Origin of the sequence: uncultured Gilvimarinus sp., assembly GCF_963972205.1 — a bacterium.
Classification (GTDB): Bacteria; Pseudomonadota; Gammaproteobacteria; order Pseudomonadales; family Cellvibrionaceae; genus Gilvimarinus; species Gilvimarinus japonicus.
Genome location: NZ_CAXAUC010000001.1, coordinates 203,590 through 226,609 on the forward strand (window position 1 = coordinate 203,590; position 23,020 = coordinate 226,609).

Here is a 23,020-nt window from a genome sequence, read left to right on the forward strand (position 1 = left end):
ATTTAAAGGCTTGGTGCGCTCTTACTTTAACACGTAGCTTAGGTTGTTTGTTCCGCCCGGTTGCTGGCAGGGCACCTCCGTTGCTTGACCCGTTTATCCTGACAGCGGTAATCTCGCCAATTATCAGAGCCTTGGGTACAGATCGAAGGTTTTGGCGCGATCCACACAGTAACTTGTTTTAATCCAACTGCGAAAACATCCATGAGCCCCACACTACACCACCTGTACTCCTTTCGTCGCTGCCCCTACGCTATGCGTGCTCGTCTCGGGCTATTGTTTGCCGGGGCTCAGGTAACGCTGCGGGAGGTCGTTTTGAAAAATAAGCCGGCCCAGATGCTGGCGATTAGCCCGAAAGGCACTGTGCCCGTGTTGCAGCTTGTGGACGGCACGGTGATTGATGAAAGCCGGGATATTATGCAGTGGGCGCTGGAGCAGCAAGACCCGCAAAAGTTATTACGTAAGGATATCTTGCCGTCGGCCAATGCTTTGATTGAACAAAATGATAGCGACTTTAAACATTGGCTGGATCGCTATAAATACGCCGACCGTCACCCTGAGATGACTCAGCTTGAGTACCGGCAACGGGGTGAGAGCTTTTTACAAATACTGGAAGAGTTACTGACTAAACACCGCTTTTTGCTGGGAGATGACGCAAGTATTGCCGATATCGGCATCATGCCTTTTGTCCGGCAGTTTGCCCATGTTGATCGCGAGGTGTTTTACCGCCTACCTTACCCAAACCTGCAGCAGTGGCTACAGCACTGGCTTGCAGACCCATTGTTTGTACAGGCCATGATCAAATATCAGCCATGGCAGGAAGGGGATGATACGGTGGTCTTTCCCTCTTAGTCGTTATGGTCGTGCCACTTTAATGCTTTCTGGTATTAACTTTTGTCTAGCAGTTGCAATGCAGGCAAGGCCACGGTTGATCGCCCAGGTTAAAACCCAGCCGTGTTAAAATATCCTTTTCTTACAGGTTGTTTTCATGTTTGCTGTTTCTCGCCTGTCACCCATGTTGGTGCTGTCGTTAGTCACTGTTATCTGGGCATTTAGTTTTTCGCTGATTGGGGTTTACCTAAGCGGTGAGGTGGACAGTTACCTGGCGGTTTTCATTCGGGTTTTTTTAGCGCTGCTGGTATTGCTGCCGTTTTTTAGGCCGCGTCAAATTCCGGCGCGAGCGCTACTGGCGTTAACGGCTATTGGCGCTGTGCAAGTAGGCGTGACCTACCAGTTTCTCTATCACGCTTTTGCCTATTTAAGTGTGCCAGAGGTTTTGCTTTTTACGATATTTACCCCACTTTGGATTACCTTGATTGATGAGGTGCTGCTGGGTAGGCGCCACCTGCCCATACGCTGGTGGTTGGGCTCGGCACTGGCGGTGGTGGGCGCGGCGATTATTCGCTACCAGCACATCAGCGCCGATGTGCTTACCGGGTTTTTACTGATTCAAGCGGCTAACCTTTGCTTTGCCTTAGGCCAAGTGGCTTATAAGCGCCTGCCGATTAATAAGCCGCAGCAACAGTTCAATACCTTTGCCTGCTTCTTTTTGGGCGCGACGCTAGTATCTGGCATTGGTTGCATTTTATTTGCCGATTGGCAATTGGTACCAGACAGTATGCTTGAGTGGGCAGTGCTTATTTGGCTCGGGTTGGGGGCATCGGGGCTGGGGTATTTATGCTGGGCCATGGCCAGCAAGCGCGTTAACACGGGGCAGTTAGCGACGATGAACAATCTACTGATCCCGGTGGGGTTGCTCGTTAATGTCGTTTTTTGGAGCCATAGTACCGATGTCGTTCGTTTGATTGCCGGAGGTGCGGTTATCGCAGTTTCGGTTTGGGTGTGCAGTCCGAGACGCAAGCCCCGCGCAACCCGCGACTTAGAGTGAACTTTCTAGGCCGAGTGTGGGGCTTGGTCTATGATCGAGTGCACGCAATATGCGTGTGCCCAGCTAGCGGCCACCAAACACTACTTGTATGTGGGCCGGTAGCGTTAAACAGTTAAGCAATACTACCTCGCCATGCTTTTTAACCAGCGGCCTGCCTGCTAAGCTAAACAATTGGCAAACGCCGACAGTGGCCGGGGACTAGTGAATGACTTTATTACTACTTTATATTGCACTGGCCCTCGGGGTCTCGTTTTTGTGTTCGGTTGCCGAGGCGGTGTTGCTGAGCGTTAACTCGGCTTACGCCTCGCTGTTAGAGCAGGGAGGTAAACGCTCAGGGAAACTCTTGGCCAACCTTACCCGCGATGTTGAGCGCCCGCTCGCAGCGATTCTAACCCTAAACACCATCGCCCATACGATTGGCGCAGCCGGGGCCGGTGCGCAGGCCACTGTGGTGTTTGGCAGTGCGTATTTGGGGGCATTTTCGGCCGTTTTAACACTGCTCATTTTGGTATTGTCAGAAATTATTCCAAAAACGCTGGGGGCTTACTATTGGCGAGCGCTTGCCCCTTATACGGCTTACGGATTGCACTATTTAATTAAGGCGCTTTATCCATTTATCTTATTATCGGAAAGACTAACTCGCTTAATTACCCGAGGGGAGCGAGCGGGTAGTGGGTTGGACCGCCACGAGCTGGCGGTCGCGGCGGACATCAGTAGCGCCGAGGGCCACCTGGATGAGAATGAGAGCGAGGTGGTAAAAAACTTACTGCAGCTGCGCCAAACGACTCTGCGTGAAGTTATGACGCCGCGCACGGTGTTGTTTAGTGAAAATCAATCCAGCCTCGTCGGGGAGGTGTTCGCACAGCACAGCAGTATTCCCTTTTCACGTATTCCGATATTTGCCGACGACTCCGACAATATTACCGGGGTTGTACTGCTTAGCGATTTACTGCTCGCCCAGGCAAGAGGCGAGGAACAGGCGCCGATTGTTAATTATCGGCGCGAGTTGCCGGTGTTGTTAGGCGCAATGCCTTTGACCCAGGCCTTAGAAGAGTTTTTGCGCAAAAAGACGCATATGATTTTGGTGGTTACCGAGTTCGGCGATGTACAGGGCATTATCACCCTAGAGGATGTGCTGGAAACTTTACTGGGGCGGGAAATTGTCGACGAGAACGATAAAACCCGCGATATGCAAGAGTTGGCAAGAAGACACTGGCGCCGTCAAGAGATGAAAAGATCGGACGCCGATATCGGCCAGAACCGAGTGAATGATTCTGACCTAGATTCTTGAGCCTATATAGCAGGGGCTATCTCGATTATTTTAAACGGCCTCGACGGTTTTAATCGTTACTAATCAGTCCAGAGTAAATGCGTTTAGAGCTTGAGCGTTTGTCGCAATCGTTGTCTGTTTACGTACCGGAATGTGCGAGTGATTCAGGATTTGCCGATGACTTGCACCGAATCCAGTCTCGGCACGAGCTGTTAACCAAAGCGCTGCTCTAAGTACTGGATAATATCCCCGGACTCATACATCCACGTGTTAGTACCGTTTTCATCAATGCGTAAGCAGGGCACTTTAATTCTGCCACCGCCTTGTTCTAGCGCTTGGCGATGTGGGCTTCCGGCTTGGGCGTTGCGCAGTTCTATCGGTAGGTTTAAGCGGTGCAGTGCACGGCGAGTTTTGATGCAAAAGGGGCAGGCAAAAAACTGGTACAAGGCAAAGTTTTTTAGCTCGTTTTCGACCTTGGCTTGTGCCTCTGGGGTGCGCTTGAGCTTGGCCGGGCGTGTGAGCCAACTAACAAAGGCGATAATGCTGCCTAAGCCTTCGCGAACAAGTTTTATCAGTAACTTCATACGTCATCCTATCGTGCTGTGTTAACCGGTGGCCGTTTAAGGGGGCGGTGGTTTGTGGGGCAGGGGTTACCGCTACAACCGTGCGGCGGCTACCATACCGTATTTACGGCATGTTTTTCTAGCCGTGTGCAGTACCAATTGATCGCTCGCGTACTGAGGTGGTCTATGCGGCGGCTGACCAGTGTCGCCGCCGGTTAGCAGGGGGCTAGACGTTTGTCGTTCACCCCTGAGGTTTTGGGGCCTGTATCGGTATATTAAGATGCCTGCCGATGTTGTCGCCGGAGACAATCGAGATCGCGCTAACGGCAGCCCGCAACACCCATTACATCGTTTAGAGTTTAAGCAGTGGGCATTGCGGTGGCAGTACCACCTGAACCGCTGCGGGGCAAACGCTAAAGCGAATATCTCTGCTTTCGATAGGTTCGCCATCCAAATTAATAGGCATGGGTACTTGCGATTGCCACTCGATCCATTCGCAGGTGAAAGCTTTGACGTATTGGTTATCGCTGGCGGGCTGCTGAAGCTCTTTAAGAACTTGCGTAAATGCCTCGGCCGGAAAGCGACGAATAGCGACGGTATTGAGTAGTCCGTCATTGATTTTTGCGTGCTCTGCCAGCACTTGCCCGCCGCCCGCTTGCGTGCCATTGCATACGGCACTAACGATGATCTCATCATGCCATTCGTTTTCGGCGTACTTTATACGGCCTTTGTGAGGTGTAAAGCGCAGTGCCTGCACCAAGCCGGATAGCGTATAGGCTCCGCCACCCAAACAGTTTTTTAGAGCGGTGGGGGTTGAGGCGGTTACCTGTGCGCCAAAGCCGCCGCTGGCGACATTGATAAAATACCTCTGGTTGGCCTGAATAACGTCGATATCGCTTGGCGCACCGGTTTGAGCCAGGCTGAGTGCGTTGGCGTAGTTGCCGGGGATGTTAGCGGCAGTGGCAAAATCGTTGGCGGTACCCATGGGAATTATTGCAAAGGGCAAACGCTGCTCAATGGGTAAAGCCATCAGAGCGTTGGCCATCTCATTCACGGTGCCGTCACCGCCGGCAATGACTAAGCGCCGGACATCCTCTGCGCAGGCTTCGCGTACTAAGCGGGCTAGATCACCGTGCTCCCACGTCACCCGAATTTCAATAGGTGCCTTTTTACGGGCGTTAAAGACGGCCTCACGAAACGCTTCTAGTCCGGCTTTTTTGCCATTTACGATAACGCGAATAGGGTGCATGCTGTGTCCTTACCAAGTCGTTTGGGGCCGCAAAAGGGTGTTGCAGAGCCAATGCTTGTGCGGTGCGATGGGTCAGCCCGTGGAGCCTGCTCGACGAATTAAATAGTGCCTGCGATGTTTGAAAATCACAATGTCTTCATGGTGTTTAAGCGTGGCACCGCCGGGTTAGCAACGGTACTAACCATCGCCTGTGAACTATAGCGGGGTTTGTTCGAAGATTCCTGTAGGGTGTTAGCCGCCGGGGGGGGACTGCTAACATTCTGTGATAAAAAGCGGTATGCTGGTGCGCATAGGTTTTCCCATTCTCGCTCATTTTCTACAGGGCCAGCTCATGTGGTTGCGCGCCAGTTGTGAACTAAGTTTTGATATTTCGGTGCCTACGCCTTTTATTTTGATGTTGCGTCCGCGCAGCGGGGCGCAGCAGTGGATTGCGCGAGAGGAATACAATATTTCGCCCAGCGTAGAGGTGTACGAGTTTACCGACCTTTATGGCAACCTGTGTCAGCGTCTGGTGGCGCCGCCGGGGAATTTCTCGATTAGCACCGTGGCCGAAGTCAGAACGGCGGATTACGTAGACCGCGCGCCAGGGGCGGAGTTTGTTGAGGTGCAGTATCTGCCAGATGGGGTGTTGGGGTATTTATTGCCGAGCCGTTACTGCGAGTCGGAGCTGTTTTGTCAGATGGCCACCGAGATTACCGCAGGCTGCCATTTGGGCTATGACCAAGTGGCAGCGATTGAGACCTGGCTGCGCGAGTCGATACGGTATGAGCCCGGCAGCAGCAGTATCCCGCTATCGGCCGTGGACGTAAACCAGCGGCAAGTGGGCGTTTGCCGCGATCTAGCACACTTGGGCATTGCCTTGTGTCGCAGTATTAGTATTCCAGCACGACTGGTCGTGGGGTATCTATACGGGCTGACACCGATGGATCTACACGCGTGGTTTGAGGCTTACGTGGGCGGACGTTGGTATACGTTTGATGCGACGCAACCGGTGCTAAATGGCGGCTATGTAACGGTCGGGTACGGCCGCGACGCTGCGGATGTGGCGGTTTACAGCCAATTTGGCCCTATGGTTTATTCAACGGCCCAGCGTATTGCTGTGCAACTTATCGAATAGTCAGATCGCGTGGTGGCGGCTTAGGCTCTAGCCCCGCTGGCGGTCTTTGTCCCCCGTTTCAATCTGTAGCGCCCATCGCCCGCAAGGTTTGCCAGATCTTCAGAAATCCCCGTTTTAGCCGTAACCTTATTATCACACACGTTCGTTATACCCACTGTCGTGTTTGGCGCTGAGAGGCAGCAGTACGCCATTGACGTCCGCCTTTGCGGCTGGTGTCCCGCTATAGGTGGGCGGTAACGACTGTAAAGAGTGCATTTATTTGGCTATTATGACTTTATGGTGGCGCATATTTCATCTATATTGAGGTGTCGGTATACATATTTTTTACCTTAATACCGCCCTGGCCATGCCTATGATTTGTTGAGGGTCGCAAATGCTATCGGATTTTTTCTTTATTAATCAAGATCCTGCCTTAGTGCTGAGCGGTGTGTATAACTATAAGTTGGTGAGCCTCTCCATTTGTACCGCGATTTTTGCCGGTTACTTTACGTTTTACCTGCTGGATTTAGCGAGGCACACGCCCATTAAGTTGTATCGCTACGTCGCCAAAGTCATGGCGGCAGTGATAATGGCGGGTGGCATTTGGAGCATGCACTTTATCGGCATGCTGGCATTTTCGTTGTGCCGGCAAATAGGGTATGACCCAACCATCACGCTATTGTCGTTTTTCCCGGCGCTTGTCTCTTGTTTGTATGCAATATTTCTTTTAAGTCGTCGGGCATCGCTAAAAAACTTAATGGCCGCCTCGGTACTGCTGGGAGCGGGCATTGGTACCATGCATTACAGCGGTATGGCCGCGATGGAGCTGGCGCCATTGCTTCGTTATGATCCGCTGACGTTTGCTTTGTCGATTGTGGTGGCGGTGAGCCTGTCGTTTATCGCGGTGTTGTCTCGGTTTTATTTAGGTCGAGTGATTCCGCGGTTAAGCAGCGGACAAAGCCGGCTAATTAGCGCTGTGGTATTGGGGTTCGCGGTGTCCGGCATGCACTATATGGGGATGCTCGCCACTCGGTTTATCGATACCAGCGCGAGCGGCCCGGTTAACGCCATTGTGCAGTCCGACTTGTCTTTTATCGCCATTAGCGTTGCCAGTACCACAGTGGTGCTGACGTTAGGGGTAGCGGTGCTCAATGGTCTGTTGCGCTTTCAGTTATTGTTGGCCGAAAAAACCGAGCAGGAGTCACGCTTAAGTGCCATTTTGTCTACAGCGGTTGACGGCATTATTACCATTGGTGAAAACGGCGATATCTTAAGTGCCAATAAAGCGGCAGAAGCCATACTTGGCTATAGCGAAGATGAGCTCAAAGGGCAGAGCGCTTTGCGCCTGACATCCGATGAAGATGACACGATGACCGTGTGTCGCATCTCCGGCGCGCCGATCGATTTATCGGGATTTGTCGGGCACAACCAACTAGTGAATACGCTGCACAAAGATGGCCGCAGTATCCCCATTCGCTTAGGGGTTGGTGAGGTACAGCTGTCGTTGCGGCAGAGATTGTATGTGGCTTTTTTAACGGATTTGACCGAGCAGCACAAACTGCAGCAAGAGCTGCTAGAAAAAGAGCGCCAGTACCGCTCGTTAATTCACAATATGCCTGGGGTGGCGTTTCGTTGCGAGATTAATGCCAGCTGGAGCATGATTTTTGCCAGTCCCAGTATTCAGGGGCTTACGGGTTATGATCTCAGTACGTTTATGGCCCGTGATATTGACATGGGCGACCTTATCGTTGAGGAAGACCTACCCCGTATTGAAACCTCGGTAAATAAAGCATTGGTAGACCGCCAAGCGTACTCGCTTGAGTATCGCATACGCCACCGCTCGGGCGATATCCGATGGGTCTTGGATCAGGGCAGTTATCACTTTAACGATGACGGTGAGGCGCAGTGGATTGATGGGGTGTTAATTGATATTACGGAGCGGCATGCTTACGAAGATCAATTAAAAGCCGCTAAGCAGCAGGCTGAGCACGCCGCTCAGGCAAAGCAGTCGTTTTTGGCCAATATGAGCCATGAGATTCGCACGCCGATGAACTCGATTATCGGCTTTAGTGAGGTAATGCTGGAGTCCGAGTTAGTCGCGGAGCAAAGAAAACAGTTGAGTACGATTAATGCTTCCGCGCGCTCTTTGATGTATTTACTGAACGATATTTTAGACTCCGCGAAGCTTGAAAAAGGTAAAGTCGATATAGCGCGGGAGCACTTTTCTTTGTCGTCTTTGTTAGATGAGGTTATTTCCTCTTTCTGGTTGCTCGCCAAACAAAAAGATATCGTCATTAATCTAGCATTAGCCGAAGGTTTGTCGCCTGTGTATGTGGGCGACAGCAACCGAATACGGCAAATATTGAATAATTTAGTGGGTAATGCGGTTAAGTTTACCGATACCGGATCGGTCACTGCGCGGGTGACGCCATCAGGCAGTCACGAGGTGCTCTTTGAGGTTGTTGATACCGGTATTGGCATTGCGGCTGAGCGAGTCGAGTCTATTTTTCAGGCCTTTGAGCAAGCCGATAGTACGACTACGCGGCGTTTTGGCGGTACGGGTTTAGGTACCACCATTAGCAAACAACTGGTTGAGCTAATGGGTGGACATATTGGATTAGAGAGCGACGAAAATAAAGGCAGTCGCTTTTATTTTAGTCTGCCGCTGGAGGTGGGCGAAGAGACCAAGCTAAAGCGCGATACCCGAGACACCGATGTCGATTTACCGCCGTTAAATATTTTGGTAGTGGATGATATCGAAACCAATATCGAGCTGCTGTTTCTTCTGTTGTCGAGGCAGGGACATCGAGTGGTGTCGGCCAGTAATGGTTTAGAGGCGTTCGATCGGTTTCGCGCCAACGAGTTTGATATCGTGCTAATGGATGTGCATATGCCAGAGTGTGATGGTATTTGTGCGACCGAAAAAATCAGGCAATACGAGCAAGATAAAAAGCGTGGGCGAACCCCTATAGTTGCGCTAACCGCCAGTGTTTTGCAGCAAGACCGAGCCACAGCGTATAACGCGGGTATGGACGGCTTTGCCAACAAACCGATCAATCCGTCGCAGCTATATGGCGAAATGGCCGCTGCGTTAGGTATCTCTAAGCGCGAGCCGAGCGGCGCGACCGCGCCCGCGTTGGGCGCTCAGGTGGACTTTGAACACGGTGAGTTATTATGGGGAAGCCGCGAGCGACAATGCCATGAGATTAATGAGTTTATTGCTAAACATAAAGATTCATGGACACTCATCGCGCGCTTAGAGACCTATCAAACAGAAGACAACGCTACACGGTTGCATACCCTGAAAGGCGCGGCGGGAAACCTTGGGTTGGTGCAGCTGGCGCGCCTGCTGCAATTAATGGAGCAAGCAACCTCTGCTGACCAGTATCAGACGCATGCTCGGTGTCTGGATGCTAGTCTGGCTGATATCGCGCAAACACTCGATAACGCGAGTGTGGGTGATAGCGATAAGGCGACGGATCAGTCGCAAAAGCGCCTAACCATGGATGACACTAAAGCCATTTGCCAAAACCTTTTTGTTTTAGCGCAACAGGCCGAAACAGACGCTGAGCTGCTGAGTGTTTTACAACAGCAGAGCGACGATAAACTGGCGTCTAAGGTCGAGCAGTTGGTTACCGCCTTTGATGATTTTGAGTTTGAACAGGCGGTATCTATTATTACCTCAATATTAGATCAGTTATCGCGCTCGTCAGCTGACTCTGAGCAGGACAAGTTATGATTGAAAAACCTAGAATACTGGTTGTTGACGATGAGTCGACCAACCTAAAAGTGATACAAACGGTGTTGGCGGATGAGTACCGTTTGGCGTTTGCAAAGTCAGGCCAAGCGGCGCTTGAGGTGATTCAGCAGAATCCGCCCAACTTAATTTTATTGGACGTTATGATGCCTGGTATGAGTGGTATCGACGTTTGTCGGGCATTAAAGGCGGATGCTGCAACGCAGCATATTCCGGTTATCTTTGTTACCGCACTGAATGATGACGACGATGAGTACAATGGCTTTTCGGTCGGTGCGGTGGATTATATTACCAAGCCTATTACCCCAGCATTGGTGCGGGCACGGGTGAAAACGCACTTATCGCTGGTGCAGGCAAAACAGCTTAAAAAAGCGCATATCGATTTGGTGCAGCGCCTTGGTGCGGCCGCCGAGTACAAAGACACGGATACCGGCGAGCACATTATTCGTATGAGTCTTTACAGTAAGCGTTTAGCGCTGGCCTACGGCATTAGTGAGGAGTATGCCGAGCTTATTCGACAAGCGGCACCCATGCACGATATTGGCAAAATTGGTATTCCCGATGCCATTTTGCTTAAACCTGGACGCTTAAGTACCGAAGAGTTTGCATCGATGCGCGAACACACCACGATTGGCGCCAAGATTCTTGAAGACTCTGACTCGCCGTTGATTCAGCTGGCTCGGGTGTTGGCCATGGAGCACCACGAAAAGTGGGATGGAACCGGTTATCCCAATGGGCTGGAGGGAGAGGCGATATCGCTAGAGGCGCGTATCGTCGCCATTGCCGATGTGTTTGACGCGCTGACCTCTAAGCGTCCATACAAAGAGGCATGGACTGAGGCCGAGGCCTTCGCATTGATTAAAGAGCAAAGCGGATGTCATTTTGATCCGGCATTGGCCGAGTTATTTTTGTCAATCAAAAGTGAGATACTCGACATTAAACAAAACTACAGTCGTTAGCGGGTGACACCCCGGACAATGACGCTGCGTTGCCGGTACAATCGCGCAATGCCCGTTCAACCTAAAGGTAAAAATCGTTTGCTGCTCATAAACGGCGCTGGGTCGCCACAGCCAAACAGACTTAATGATATGGTAAACCTGTGGTGGCACGTTTTGCGTAAGGTTGTATTGTGTTGAATCGTTTAGCGTGGCGTGCCCTCGCTGTGTTATTTGTCGGTTTGGGGTTAATCGGCGCTGTGGTGCCGGGCTTGCCAACCACGGTGTTTTTACTGCTGGGGGCATGGGCATCTAGTCATGGATGGCCCGCACTTAATCAGTGGCTGGTTACTCACCCTCGATTTGGGCCAGCTATTCAGCACTGGCAGCGTCACCGTGCAATACCTCGGCGGGCTAAGGTTGCTGCGGCGCTAACCATGATCATTAGCGCCGTGTTGATTGGCCAGTCGAGTATATTGTTGTGGGTAAAGTGGTTGCTGATATTAACAATGGGTGGTGTGCTGATATGGCTTTGTACGCGACCGAACGGCCCTAGTGATACCGCGGGCAACAGTAACTATCACGAGCAATAAAGCGGCCCCGCAGGGCCGGCTTTAATACTTTTGCTTTAATATTCTTGCTTTAATCTATCCAACTTTATCCAGAGCTTGATCTATATCCGCCAAAATATCATCTATATGCTCAATACCTACCGATAATCGTATTAAATCTTCCGAGACACCGGCCGACTTTAATTCATCTTCGTTCAGTTGGCGGTGGGTCGTGGTGGCGGGGTGGCAGGCGAGTGATTTAGCATCGCCGATATTAACTAAACGCAAGATCATTTGCAGGGCATCGATAAACTGCGCGCCGGCCGCCATACCGCCTTGTACGCCAAAACTTAAAATCCCCGAGGCATGACCGCCGGTGATTTTTTTGCATAGCCCTTGATAAGGGCTGTCGGGCAGGGCGGCGTATTTTACCCAGGTAACTTTGGGGTGCGCTTGTAGGTGTTTGGCCACGGCTAATGCGTTTTCGCAGTGGCGCTCCATGCGGATGCCTAAGGTCTCAAGCCCCTGCATAATTAAAAACGCGCTGTGGGGCGCGAGAGCAGAGCCGGTATTGCGCAGTGGCACTACGCGGCAGCGGCCGATGTAGGCAGCCTCGCCCAGCGCCTCAGTGTAGATCACGTTGTGGTAAGACGGGTCGGGCTCGTTGAGCATAGGATAGCGCGCTTTATTGGCGACCCAGTCAAATTTTCCCGAGTCGACAATCATGCCGCCCACGGTGGTGCCGTGGCCACCAATGTACTTGGTGAGCGAATGCACAACGATGTCGGCACCGTATTCAAAAGGCTTGCATAAAAATGGTGTGGCCACTGTGTTATCGACAATCAGCACAACGCCGTGCTTGTGGGCGATGGTGGCGAGTTTTTCTACATCGACAATATTGCCCGCCGGGTTGCCAATAGATTCGCAAAACAGCGCTTTGGTGTTGTCGTCGATTAAACTTTCAAGCTTGTCGTAGTCGTCGAAAGAGGCCATACGTACCTCAATGCCCTGGCGCGGAAAGCTGTGGGCAAATAGGTTGTAGGTGCCGCCGTAGAGTTGGCTGGTGCTCACGATATTATCGCCGGTGCCGGCTATGCATTGGATCGCGTAGGTAATAGCGGCCATGCCGGACGCTACCGCCAACCCGCCAATACCGCCTTCCATGGCGGCTACGCGTGCCTCTAATACCGCGTTAGTCGGGTTCATAATGCGGGTGTAAATATTGCCTGCCACTTTTAAGTCAAACAGGTCCGCACCATGCTGGGTGTCGTCAAAGGTATAAGACGTGGTTTGATAAATCGGCGTCGTTGCCGCCTTCGTGGTGGGCTCCGATTCATAGCCGCAGTGTAGTGCCAGGGATTCCAGTTTCATGGTCGTCTCCGTTGCGAGTTTATGTAAGGCTGACGTGAATGTAGCACATATTAGCTGCCGCTAAGCCTGCGCCGGCGGGGCCACTTTATTGACGTGTACCACCGTATTTTTACTGGTGGATATTGGCCAGGCAATCTGAGCCCCTTCTTGCAGGCCGATCAGGGCGCTGCCCACCGGGCTTAAAATCGACAACTTTTGTTCGCTATTGTCCAACTCAGATGGGTACACAAGTTGATAGGTAAAGGTTTTTTGCGTCGATTCAACCATAAAGGTAACGGTGGAATTCATAGTGACGACATTGGCGGGCAGCTTTTGCGGCGACACGATTTTGGCGCGCTCCAGCTCGTCGAGCAGTTGTTCGGTAATGGGGTCTTCTGGCACTGAGTCGATCAATGCGGATAACCGATTGTAGATACTACGGGTTAGCGTAATTTTGGGTTTAGCGCCCATGGGAGCCTCCTGATGTAAGCGATTAAGCGGTGATAAAGTATTGCCCTTACAGCCCCCACGGTTGTGCCGTGTATAGCGGGTTAGGCCGGGTGGGGCGGTTTGTGGTATTGCGAATAGCTCTAGCTAATATGCGGGCGTGCTGCGGGTACAGTTCTGCCGGTATTTTTAGAGCGACGAAGTTCGGAGTGCTAAAGAAAGCACCCTTATAGGGGGAAGAGGGGCGTGAGCCTCCACATAAGAAACTGTAGGATGATGTGCATAGTGGCGATTAATGGCGTTGCAGCGATACTGCTGAGATTACCTTAACCGCCTTTAAAGTCAATGCTGTAGCTGATGTTCCTGATAGGACGCATATAGTTGACTGTTTTAGTCGGGTATTTTGTGTCGCGCCGAGCGGTGGTATAATGGCGCTTTTCTCGTCCACACCTATTCTATTCAGGATGCATTTATGCAGCCCAAGCTTCAAATCTCTGACTCCGCCCGAGATTATCTGATTGATTTACTGTATGGCCGCGGCGTAGAGGCGGTACGCGTGTTTGTCGATCAGCCGGGAACGGCGCGCGCCGAAACCTGTTTGGCCTATTGCCGGCCCGGCGAAGAGGTCGAGACGGACGTGACCGTGCAAGCGGGCGATTTAACGCTGCGCCTAGACAAACCGAGTTTGCCTTACCTTGAGGGGCTGGATATTGACCTTAACGAGATTGGCGGCCGCAATCAGTTGGTTATGCGCGCCCCCAACGCCAAAAAGCCCTTTAACGCACAGGGGCGCGAGGTAGAGTTTGAGCGCGAGTGTTTGGTTAAAGTTGTCCCAGCCGGTGATGATTTAATGGTCCCGAAAGGCGCTGAGGCGATTATTACCCAAGCGCTGGGTGCCAGTTATACACTGTTGTACCACGGCAACTTAATTCGCATTGATGGCAAAGACGCCGACGCTATTGGCCTTAGCACCAACGCGCTGGAGTTTGAGGCCCGAGAAGACGGCCAAATTGATGAAGACCATGTGTGGGAAGCGCTCGGTATGGTGTACGACCCCGAGATCCCCGTTAACGTGGTGAGCCTAGGGCTGGTGTATAAAATGACGATCGACCAAGCCGCGCAACGAGTTGCTGTGGTGATGACCCTAACGGCGCCCGGCTGCGGTATGGGCGATGTGCTGGTGGCCGATGTGAAGCGTCGTTTAGAAGAGGTCCCCTACGTAACCTCGAGTCATGTGGAGCTGGTGTTTGAGCCGCCATGGGATCGCACGATGATGAGCGAAGAAGCCCAGCTTGAAACTGGCATGTTCTTTTAAGTCGAGACCGCTGTGCAACAACCAATGGTGGGGTTTCAGCTCGATAGTGAGGGCCACTGGGTGGCCCGACTTGAATGCGGCCATTATCAGCATGTACGCCACAATCCGCCCTGGGTTGTGCGTTATTGGGTTACTACCGAGATGGGCCGCGCGGCGATGTTGGGGCATTGTTTAAACTGTAAAAAATGCGACGATAAAGCACCGCGGGATTACTGATTGATTTGCTCTCGCGCTCGTCAGTGCAGTGGGCATTAATTTGTACTCTGGTCACCCGTTATGTTGGCGGTTTTTTGTTGTGCGTTATCCGAAAATTATTCAATGAGCCGTTATTAAACGCAATAGCGGCTTAAATGTTTGTACACCTGTTTATCGCTCACTGGGCCCGCCTTGTCTTGCGGTGGCTTGTACCGCTGACGTTTTTGGTGCAAGTTGACACCCCTCACATGACGTATCGTGCCCAGCAGAGCCACACTATAAAAATATAACCCTTCGCCTTAAGGGTTTGGCCACGCTTTGATACCCCTGCCTGACTAATAATGAATAATTTAATCGCAGGATAGCTCTCATGAGAAAACCATTGTGGCAGGCTTTAACGCTTGTGGGCGTATGCGCCGTAGCGCCACTAGCAAGCGCCCAAACAACCCCCATTTGGTCCGATGAATTTGACGGTGATCGTTTAGATCGCTCGACCTGGACTTTTACCACCGGTGGTAGCGGTAATGGCAACGGCGAGTTGCAGTATTACACCGCATCGGATAACAACGTTTACCTTGATGATGGAAAATTAGTGATCGAGGCCAAACGTGAAACACGCGAGGGCAAAGAATTTACCTCAGGGCGGATTCACACCAATGGTCGCTTTGGGTTTCGTTACGGCACTATAGAGGCGCGTATTAAATTACCCGATTTAGCCGATGGTCTGTGGCCCGCTTTTTGGATGCTGGGAAATAATTTTGGCGTAGATGGTTGGCCTAAATCTGGCGAGTGGGACATTCTCGAGGCGGGTTATAAAGCGGCGATTGACGCCGGTAAGGTTAATAGCTCGGTCTCTGGGGCCATGCACTGGTGGCACGATATTGACGGTGGTTCACAAGCTGACTATGCCGCCGATGTCGAGCTGCCGTTTAATATGAATGATGACTTCCATAATTACAAATTGGTGTGGACGCCCGAGCAAGTGGTTATGAGTGTGGATGATATTCAATACTTTGCGATGGATATTACCGATCCCACTATGTCGGAGTTTCGTGAAAACCCCGCCCATATTATTCTTAACCTGGCGGTGGGCGGCTGGAACTTTGTTGAAATAACCGACCCGGCCGCCATTACCGCACCGTTGCCCGCAAAAATGGAAGTGGATTATGTGCGCTTGTATGAAAACGAGCACACCGAAGTACATTTGGCCGAAGATAACGAAGCCACCGGCAATTACGGTATTAGCACCGAACTGACTCCGGTCATGAGCGAGCTCAATTGGGGCGATGGCACCCACTTGTATATTTGGAACAATATGGTTGGGGTGGCGACTGAGCCTTTCGAAGGTAGCTCGGCGATGGCTTACGATATCGCGCCAGACAACTGGTGGGGCATGGGGCTGCTGCACAAAGACCAAAATTTACGCAATTACAAACACGGTTACCTGCATTTTCATATGAAAACCGAAGCGGCCAGTAATATTGAAATCAATATGGACAGCACATCGGGCGGTGCAGGCAAAGTAACTTTGGCGCCCGGTGGCGATGAGTACGGGTTGCAGCGCGACGGGGAGTGGCACCATGTAGCGATTCCGCTCAGTCAGTTCGCCGGCCTTGATTTTCAGACGGTGCAGCAGACGTTTAGTATGTCTGGGCCTGGGCAGTCTACGCCTATGACTATTGCGGTCGACAATATTTATTTGTCCGAGAGTGTCGCGCTTGAGGTGGCCGAGTACGGCAGCTTTGGTATTTTTACAGAGACTGCCGAACACCGTGATGCGGGCGACTTTGCCTTTGGCGTAAACGGCGATTTGTTTATCTGGGAAGATACTTTGGCCGTTGCTGCTGAGGATGTGCTTGAAGGTAATGGTTCACTGGATTTAACCTCGACCGGTAAAGGTTGGTACGGACTGGGCTTGACCGCCCGTGAAGGTTTTAACCTGAGCGCGTTTGATAATCCCAACGGTATGCTTCACTTCTCGATGAAAACAGAATCGGATGCGACGTTCGATATCGGCATGAAAAGCGGCAGCGATGCTGTTATCGGTCAGTTGTGGCTTAACTTTTCGCCCGGCTCAGACCCTTATGGTTTTGTGCGTGACGGTGCTTGGCACGAAATTACTATCCCAGTATCCGAGCTTGCGCAAGATGTCGATTTTAGCGATGTGCGTCAAGTGTTTCAGGTGTTAGGTGTGGGTGAGATTGATGATTTGGCCATTGATGATATCTATTTGTCGGGTGGTGAGCAGGCCGATATAGCTGGCGGTGGTGAAGAGGTAAATCGTGCGCCAGTAGCATCGATTAAAACCTCAGTTCGTTCAGGGACCGCTCCTTTAACCGTCGAGTTTGATGCGGGCAGTTCAGTAGATGTGAACGGCGATGAGCTGACTTATGTGTGGGACTTTGGTGACGGAAGTCTTGGCAGCGGAGTAATAGCCACCCATGAATATCAAAACGAAGGCAGCTTTGCGGTTACTCTAAGCGTGAGCGATGGCGAGCTAGAGGATGTCACCACTAATTACGTACTGGTAAATGGTAATCATAGCTCCGATAAAAGCGCAAAACGCGGTTTGGGTTTTGGTCATCACTCAGAAGCTGATTTTGCGGCTATCTCTGAGGGTATTAGTTGGTGGTATAACTGGAGCCACAAACCTGATGTGCAGATCGCCGAGGTTTATCAAAACTACGGCGTTGAGTTTGCGCCTATGGCCTGGAATGGCGGCTTTGATGATGCGGCTATGCGCGAGTACATAGCCGCGCACCCGGATGTGAAGTATATCTTGGCCTTTAACGAACCTAACTTTCTTGAGCAGGCGAATATGACGCCATCGCAAGCGGCGGCCGAATGGCCGCGTCTGGAAGCGATTGCCGATGAATTTGGTCTTAAGATTGTCAGTGTGGCGATGAATTACTGTGGCGAATGTAACAGCGAGGGCGGCACCACTTACTATGATCCGATCGACTACTTTGACGACTTTTTTGATGTTTGTCCCGACTGTCGTGTGGATGCGATTTCGATTCACGCCTACATGGAGGATGCCGGCGGAGTTGAGTGGTACGTTAATCGTTTTAAAAAGTACAACAAACCCATTTGGATGACAGAGTTTTCACACTGGAAGGATTGGACTACGCTCGAGGATCAAAAACGCTTTTTGATTCAAGTGGTGGATTCGTTTGAAAACGATGACGATCTTGAGCGCTACGCTTGGTTTACCGGCCGCCGTAATGGTCATCCGTACAATGGTTTGTTTGACTACCGTCAGTCTGGGGTGTTGACTGAGCTTGGCAGTATTTATGTGAACATGCCAGTTCATAATGAGAGCAATGTTCATACGTTGCCTGCGCGTATTGAGGCTGAGCAATACAAGGGCATGAGCGACATTGTTTATCCCACGGTTGAAGAAGACAAAATTGATGTTCGGGTTGAGCAAACAGAGGACTACAACGGCTTTTTAAACCTAAGCAATATGGATCCGGGTAGTTCGGTGCTGTACAACGTGGTCGTGCCAGACGCGGGCGCTTACGACTTTGAGCTACGTGTTGCCAGCGAGCTAGGCGGTACTTTGCGTTTTTATGTTGAGGACGTTCAAGCCGCTCAGGTGACTGTGCCGAGTACCGGCGGTTTACAGCAGTGGGACACCATTACAGATACCCTAACGTTACCCCGGGGCGCGTTTACCCTGCGCATGGAGTTTAGTGACGTGATTAACGTTAACTGGCTGGATGCCAGTAAGGCAGAAGTGGTTGCAAGTTCATCCAGCTCCAGTGTGGTGAGCAGTTCCAGCATTGCCAGTAGTTCAAGCTCGAGTGTAGTCAGCAGTTCAAGCTCCAGTGTGATGAGTAGCTCAAGCTCTAGTATCGCCAGCAGCTCAAGCAGTGTCAGCAGTGCTAGCTCAGTAAGTTCGAGCAGTGTGGCCTCCGAATCGTCCAGTAGCGATAGCTCCTCAGAGCAGAGCAGTGAAAGCTCCGTTAGCTCAAGCAGCGAGTCAAGCAGCTCAGTAAGCAGTGTTAGCTCGGCATCGAGCTCATCGGTAAGCTCATCTGCCAGCTCAGAGCCCAATGATGACCAAAGCGAAGAGCCTGAAAGCAATAGCGACAGTAGCTCCATCGTTGCCAATGGTTCCTCTGGTGGTGGTGGTAGCTTTGGTCTGATGGGGTTAATGCTACTGGCATTTGCTGGTGCTTTGGGCAAGACACCCCCTGGGTGTTGGCGTAAAAGATTGTAGCGAACGCGTCTCAATAAAGGTTGTCCAGCTTAATTGGGCAACCTTTATTGGGTTTTCTCGCCATCGCTTGGAGCCCTTGAAGATCTCGGTAAGGTGGTGGAGAGGCATAAAAATTGGCTTGTTGTTTTTATTTTCGTGATTTTTAAAACAATAGTAATCGGTTACATTTGTCTGTGTGACAGCGCTGTCGTAATGGCTTGCAGGGCGAGCCCAACTGGGAGTAGGCCTTGGGCGAATAATGGTGGTATTTTTGAGTGAGAGCATTAGCTGGCTGAGTAAAGGTATAGCTTTGTTATGAAAAAGTTCACTTTTTTTGACATTATTCAAAGTGCCCGTAAATCGGGCACTTTGAAAATGATAGCGTCATCATCTGTTTCTTCTAACGTGACGCATTTTTGAACTCAATGGCTTCCTTTGTTTTTAGTTATTTTTCAATAAAAACAATAGGTTACTGTTTTATTTCTTGTCTTTATTGATTTTTTTCATATTTATGCTTCTTGCCCAAGCTCTGGGCTGAGTGAACGGCTTCTTGAGCGCTGTTGAATAGCGTTAGACTATCTCGTTAATGTTAACATTTTTCAGTGTAATCGGTTACTTTTTTTGCGAAAACAAAAACCTATTGAATCCGTCATTAAGCTACCGTAAATTCTCGTTATGCGGGGCGCCGTGCGACTCGTAAAGTAGTTAAGCGTTGCGTATTTTTTGCAGAGATATTTGTTTACTGGGATAACAGCAGGGCATTACCCACATGGTCTGTGTTCTGACACTTGGGTCAGTTGCCTTGTCATAATTGTGTTCCGGTGTTTTTCCGCAGTAACGTAATGTTTATATTTGCGTGCTAATGGTAAGCGGTCTAATGTTTTTTTGACTAGGTTAAGATTTTGTAAAGAGCTTGAATCTCTTGGTGGGATAACGTAGATTTGGCTTCCTCTTAAAGTCAAAAAGACCAGAACGGTTTTGTTAGGTTGCACAAGATAAGCATCTTACAGGTGCCGCCCAGCACCCAGAATTCGCAAGCTATATCTGCTTACCTGCTACGAGATTATTAATAGGAGTTAGCGGGTAGGTTATATGCTGTAACGGAAGTTTGTTCCGAATGATAATAAAGGAGAGTCCCATGTATAACAAAGTAAGCTTTAAAAGAAAGCTGATCGCATCGGCGGTTGCTTCCTGTGCTCTGTCCGGCTTTAGTAGTTTGGCCTTTGCTCAGGATAGCGACCCGATGCTAGAAGAGGTAGTTGTGACTGGTATCCGTGCATCATTGGATCGTGCTATGGATGTCAAGCGAGACTCCTCAGGCGTTGTTGATGCAATTTCTGCAGAAGATATTGGTAAGTTCCCTGACACCAACCTGGCTGAGTCTCTGCAGCGCATTACCGGGGTTTCAATCGACCGTCAGAACGGCGAAGGCTCGCAGGTAACGGTGCGTGGTTTTGGCCCTGACTACAACATGGTAACCCTAAACGGTCGCTCCATGCCTACGGCGGCGGCATCGCCTACTGGTATAAGTACATCGCGTGCCTTTGATTTTGCGCAGGTTGCCTCAGAAGTGGTTAGTGGCGTTGAGGTATACAAAACTGGTAAAGCTAGCGTAGCCAGTGGCGGCATCGGTGCTACTATTAATGTTAAGACGGCGCGCCCCCTAGATAATCCCGGCCTTAATATCAGTGTTGGAGCCAAAGCGGTTACAGATACTTCTAATCGCAACGGCAGTGATGTAACTCCTGAAGTGTCGGGCTTGTTTAGCTGGACCGATGACAGTGAAATGTTTGGGGTGGGTTTGTCTGTTAGTCACCAACAGCGTGATAGCGGTGCATCGGGCTCTTATGTGACTCAATGGAATACGCAAGCCTGGACAGACAACACTTTCTCGGCTGCCGATATTACCAACGAGCCAGACGTGGGGCAGTTATATTCTCAGCCAACAGATATTCGTTACACCATCGCCGATCGGGAGCGCACGCGTGATAATGCGCAGCTGGTATTGCAATTCCGTCCGATGGATAGCTTAACGGGTACGTTAGATTATACATACGCGCAAAATGATCTTGAAGAGACTCGCTCTGAACAGTCAATTTGGTTTTTGAATGGCTTTGATGCCCTGACCTATGACGATAGTCCAGTCGCTTCGCCAATCGTGTTGTCGCAAGATGTGCTGCCAATTAACGGCGGCAACAGTAAAGATTTGGGCTTAGCGCAGCAAGCCCGTGGTACGAGCAGCACGCTTGAATCTACCGGTTTAAACCTGAGCTGGGATGTTACCGATAATTTTAGCCTGACATTGGATGCCCACGACTCGTCGGCTGAAACTACCCCTGATACATCGTTTGGCGGTAGCTGGGTGAACTTTGGCATGGGTGCCAATATCGTTGCTCACCAAATTGGCTACTTTAATGACGGTCTGCCGCGTTTTGTAATTGATGAATTTTCTGATTGTGTCGGTATCGGAGATGATGAGCCACGCAATGATATGAATTGTAATGGTGAGTTTGACCCGGGTGATGTGGGTAGCCAGGTGAACCAAACTACTTACTCAGCACAGTACAACGATGTGACTCAAGTACGCTTGGTGGGTGATTTAGCCTTTGATAATGGCGGCTTCAGATTTGGTATCGAGTCTCGCGAGACAGAGAACCGCACCGAGTACTCACAAACCACGGACATTATGGGTAACTGGGCGTTGGCGCGTCCTGGCGACGTTTCAGACTTGCTGTCTTTAGAAGACTTCCCTAGTGAGTTTGATGAGTACGATGCATCGCCTGCAGGCAATCAGTCGTTTGGCGATGTTTACATTGGCAGTGCGGTTGATCTAGCTGAGAGGGTGTCTGGTTATGAGACGCAAGATGACACATATTACATCTTTGATAATGGCTTTGCGCCGGCTCCTTTAAGTACCAACGATACAGTTAAAGAAGAGGTTGATGCTGCATTTTTCGAGGTTAACCTCGATAGCGAGATTGGCGGAATGCCGACACATGTGACTGCAGGTGTGCGCTATGAAACGACTGATGTGACTTCCACATCACAAGTTCGTCAGCCTACCTCTATTACTTGGTTGAGCGATGATGACTTCTTGCGTAATTACGCAAGCGCTAACGCAGAGCCATACACTGTAACAGCCAGTTATGATCACTTGTTACCAAGTTTTGACTTTGACATTAATGTACTTGAAGATGTTAAAGCGCGCTTCTCCTACAGTAAAACGATTGCTCGGCCGACCTACAACAACTTGTCCGCAAGTACCTCTGTAGATCAGCCATCGCGCCCAACCATTAACAACCCCGGCACGCCAAACGCGATCGCTAACGCAAATGATCCGTCGCTGGTGCCGTTAGAGTCTAACAATATCGACCTGTCGGTTGAGTGGTACTACGATGACTCTAGCTATGTGTCCGTGGGTTTTTACGAAAAGCGTGTTGACAACTTTATCGGTATCGAGCCGGTTGATGAGCCTCAGTTTGGTTTACGTGATGCCACAAACGGTCCGCGTGCTCAGGCTGCAGTCGCTGCGCTCAACGATCAAGGCATTGAAGTTACCGATGGCAACCTTTATACAATGGTTGTTGCCATGGAGAATGGTATCGATTTTGACGACTTAGATCCGTTAGATGCTCAAGCGAACTATAGTGTCAATCCTAATGCCGATGATCCGCTTTATATGTTCCAGACCAACAAGCCTGTTAACAACAAAGAGGCGAAGATTTATGGTTCTGAGTGGGCAATACAGCACTTCTTTGGTGAAACGGGCTTTGGTGTCCAAGCTAACTACACGACAGTAGAGGGTGATGTAGGCTTCGATAACACCGGTGATCCTAGTGTTGCCCAGTTTGCATTGGTGGGGCTAAGTGATACGGCAAACATCGTTTTGCTTTACGATAACTATGGCTTCCAAGGACGTTTGGCGTACAATTGGCGTGATGAGTTCTTGAATAATGCCAACCGATACGCGAACAACCCCGAGTACACTGAGGCTTACCAGCAATTAGACTTTAATGTGAGTTATGAATTAACTGATAATCTCACAGTGTCTCTTGAGGGTATTAACCTTACAGAGGAAAGCAAGCGTACCTACAACCGTAGCGTGAATCAGCTTTGGAACTACGAACAAGGCGCGGCACGTTACCAGTTAGGGGCTCGTTATACCTTCTAAGGTTTGAGTGATTTATACACAGCTTTTGATGT

15 protein-coding genes are annotated in these 23,020 nt (G+C 50.5%); 11 read left to right on the plus strand and 4 right to left on the minus strand.

The genetic code is table 11. The annotated features are described in order from the left end of the window. Positions 1-201: 201 nt before the first annotated feature. From AACY82_RS00880 to AACY82_RS00890, 3 genes are all read left to right on the plus strand, one after another. A complete protein-coding gene (locus AACY82_RS00880) occupies positions 202-849 on the plus strand; it encodes a glutathione S-transferase (protein ID WP_339614871.1) in 648 nt (215 codons plus the stop codon). Between the two features lie 136 nt (positions 850-985). After that, on the plus strand, positions 986-1,885 hold the full coding sequence (locus tag AACY82_RS00885; protein WP_339614872.1) for an EamA family transporter: 900 nt from the start codon (positions 986-988) through the stop codon (positions 1,883-1,885). A gap of 205 nt (positions 1,886-2,090) precedes the next feature. Then, complete coding sequence (locus tag AACY82_RS00890; protein WP_339614873.1) at positions 2,091-3,176, plus strand: hemolysin family protein; 1,086 nt, start codon at positions 2,091-2,093, stop codon at positions 3,174-3,176. A gap of 191 nt (positions 3,177-3,367) precedes the next feature. Here the strand turns inward: AACY82_RS00890 and AACY82_RS00895 are convergent, their stop codons facing one another. Next, positions 3,368-3,739, minus strand: a complete 372-nt coding sequence (locus AACY82_RS00895) for a glutathione S-transferase N-terminal domain-containing protein (RefSeq protein ID WP_339614874.1) — start codon at positions 3,737-3,739, stop codon at positions 3,368-3,370. 331 nt (positions 3,740-4,070) lie between these two features. Beyond that, positions 4,071-4,967: a lipid kinase YegS gene (gene yegS, locus AACY82_RS00900; protein WP_339614875.1), complete on the minus strand. Its 897-nt coding sequence runs from the start codon at positions 4,965-4,967 to the stop codon at positions 4,071-4,073. Positions 4,968-5,229: 262 nt separating this feature from the next. Here yegS and AACY82_RS00905 point away from each other — a divergent pair, with 262 nt between their 5' ends. The 4 genes from AACY82_RS00905 (at position 5,230) to AACY82_RS00920 (ending at position 11,348) form a co-directional block, all read left to right on the plus strand. Further along, positions 5,230-6,084 carry a transglutaminase family protein gene (locus tag AACY82_RS00905; RefSeq protein WP_339614876.1) on the plus strand — a complete coding sequence of 285 codons (855 nt, stop codon included), beginning with the start codon at positions 5,230-5,232 and terminating at the stop codon, positions 6,082-6,084. A 373-nt stretch (positions 6,085-6,457) separates the two neighbouring features. After that, positions 6,458-9,802, plus strand: coding sequence for an MHYT domain-containing protein (locus AACY82_RS00910; protein ID WP_339614877.1), 3,345 nt, complete (start codon positions 6,458-6,460; stop codon positions 9,800-9,802). Continuing rightward, the gene (locus AACY82_RS00915) at positions 9,799-10,779 is read left to right on the plus strand and encodes an HD domain-containing phosphohydrolase (RefSeq protein WP_339614878.1); all 981 of its coding nucleotides are present in this window, start codon (positions 9,799-9,801) and stop codon (positions 10,777-10,779) included. The genes AACY82_RS00910 and AACY82_RS00915 overlap by 4 nt, the downstream gene beginning before the upstream one ends. A 170-nt stretch (positions 10,780-10,949) precedes the next feature. Then, positions 10,950-11,348 carry a YbaN family protein gene (locus AACY82_RS00920; RefSeq protein ID WP_339614879.1) on the plus strand — a complete coding sequence of 133 codons (399 nt, stop codon included), beginning with the start codon at positions 10,950-10,952 and terminating at the stop codon, positions 11,346-11,348. 54 nt (positions 11,349-11,402) lie between these two features. Here the strand turns inward: AACY82_RS00920 and AACY82_RS00925 are convergent, their stop codons facing one another. Next, positions 11,403-12,677 carry an aminotransferase class I/II-fold pyridoxal phosphate-dependent enzyme gene (locus AACY82_RS00925; protein WP_339614880.1) on the minus strand — a complete coding sequence of 425 codons (1,275 nt, stop codon included), beginning with the start codon at positions 12,675-12,677 and terminating at the stop codon, positions 11,403-11,405. A 60-nt stretch (positions 12,678-12,737) separates the two neighbouring features. Next, a complete protein-coding gene (rnk, locus tag AACY82_RS00930) occupies positions 12,738-13,127 on the minus strand; it encodes a nucleoside diphosphate kinase regulator (protein ID WP_339614881.1) in 390 nt (129 codons plus the stop codon). 724 nt (positions 13,128-13,851) lie between these two features. On the opposite strand from rnk, the gene sufT reads away from it, so the two are divergent. From sufT to AACY82_RS00950, 4 genes are all read left to right on the plus strand, one after another. Next, complete coding sequence (gene sufT / locus AACY82_RS00935) at positions 13,852-14,418, plus strand: putative Fe-S cluster assembly protein SufT (protein ID WP_339615587.1); 567 nt, start codon at positions 13,852-13,854, stop codon at positions 14,416-14,418. Between the two features lie 24 nt (positions 14,419-14,442). Beyond that, positions 14,443-14,634, plus strand: a complete 192-nt coding sequence (locus AACY82_RS00940) for a DUF3565 domain-containing protein (protein WP_339615588.1) — start codon at positions 14,443-14,445, stop codon at positions 14,632-14,634. Between the two features lie 349 nt (positions 14,635-14,983). Continuing rightward, the gene (locus tag AACY82_RS00945) at positions 14,984-18,838 is read left to right on the plus strand and encodes a glycosyl hydrolase (RefSeq protein ID WP_339614882.1); all 3,855 of its coding nucleotides are present in this window, start codon (positions 14,984-14,986) and stop codon (positions 18,836-18,838) included. 1,117 nt (positions 18,839-19,955) lie between these two features. Next, on the plus strand, positions 19,956-22,988 hold the full coding sequence (locus tag AACY82_RS00950) for a TonB-dependent receptor (RefSeq protein WP_339614883.1): 3,033 nt from the start codon (positions 19,956-19,958) through the stop codon (positions 22,986-22,988). Positions 22,989-23,020 lie beyond the last annotated feature (32 nt).

Coding starts and splice junctions, on each gene's coding strand:
- AACY82_RS00940 (WP_339615588.1), top strand. CDS start 14,443: ATGGTGGGGTTTCAGCTCGATAGTGAGGGCCACTGGGTGGCCCGACTT.
- AACY82_RS00945 (WP_339614882.1), top strand. CDS start 14,984: ATGAGAAAACCATTGTGGCAGGCTTTAACGCTTGTGGGCGTATGCGCC.
- AACY82_RS00890 (WP_339614873.1), top strand. CDS start 2,091: ATGACTTTATTACTACTTTATATTGCACTGGCCCTCGGGGTCTCGTTT.
- AACY82_RS00925 (WP_339614880.1), bottom strand. CDS start 12,677: ATGAAACTGGAATCCCTGGCACTACACTGCGGCTATGAATCGGAGCCC.
- AACY82_RS00895 (WP_339614874.1), bottom strand. CDS start 3,739: ATGAAGTTACTGATAAAACTTGTTCGCGAAGGCTTAGGCAGCATTATC.
- AACY82_RS00910 (WP_339614877.1), top strand. CDS start 6,458: ATGCTATCGGATTTTTTCTTTATTAATCAAGATCCTGCCTTAGTGCTG.
- AACY82_RS00880 (WP_339614871.1), top strand. CDS start 202: ATGAGCCCCACACTACACCACCTGTACTCCTTTCGTCGCTGCCCCTAC.
- AACY82_RS00950 (WP_339614883.1), top strand. CDS start 19,956: ATGTATAACAAAGTAAGCTTTAAAAGAAAGCTGATCGCATCGGCGGTT.
- AACY82_RS00915 (WP_339614878.1), top strand. CDS start 9,799: ATGATTGAAAAACCTAGAATACTGGTTGTTGACGATGAGTCGACCAAC.
- sufT (WP_339615587.1), top strand. CDS start 13,852: ATGCGCGCCCCCAACGCCAAAAAGCCCTTTAACGCACAGGGGCGCGAG.
- yegS (WP_339614875.1), bottom strand. CDS start 4,967: ATGCACCCTATTCGCGTTATCGTAAATGGCAAAAAAGCCGGACTAGAA.
- rnk (WP_339614881.1), bottom strand. CDS start 13,127: ATGGGCGCTAAACCCAAAATTACGCTAACCCGTAGTATCTACAATCGG.
- AACY82_RS00885 (WP_339614872.1), top strand. CDS start 986: ATGTTTGCTGTTTCTCGCCTGTCACCCATGTTGGTGCTGTCGTTAGTC.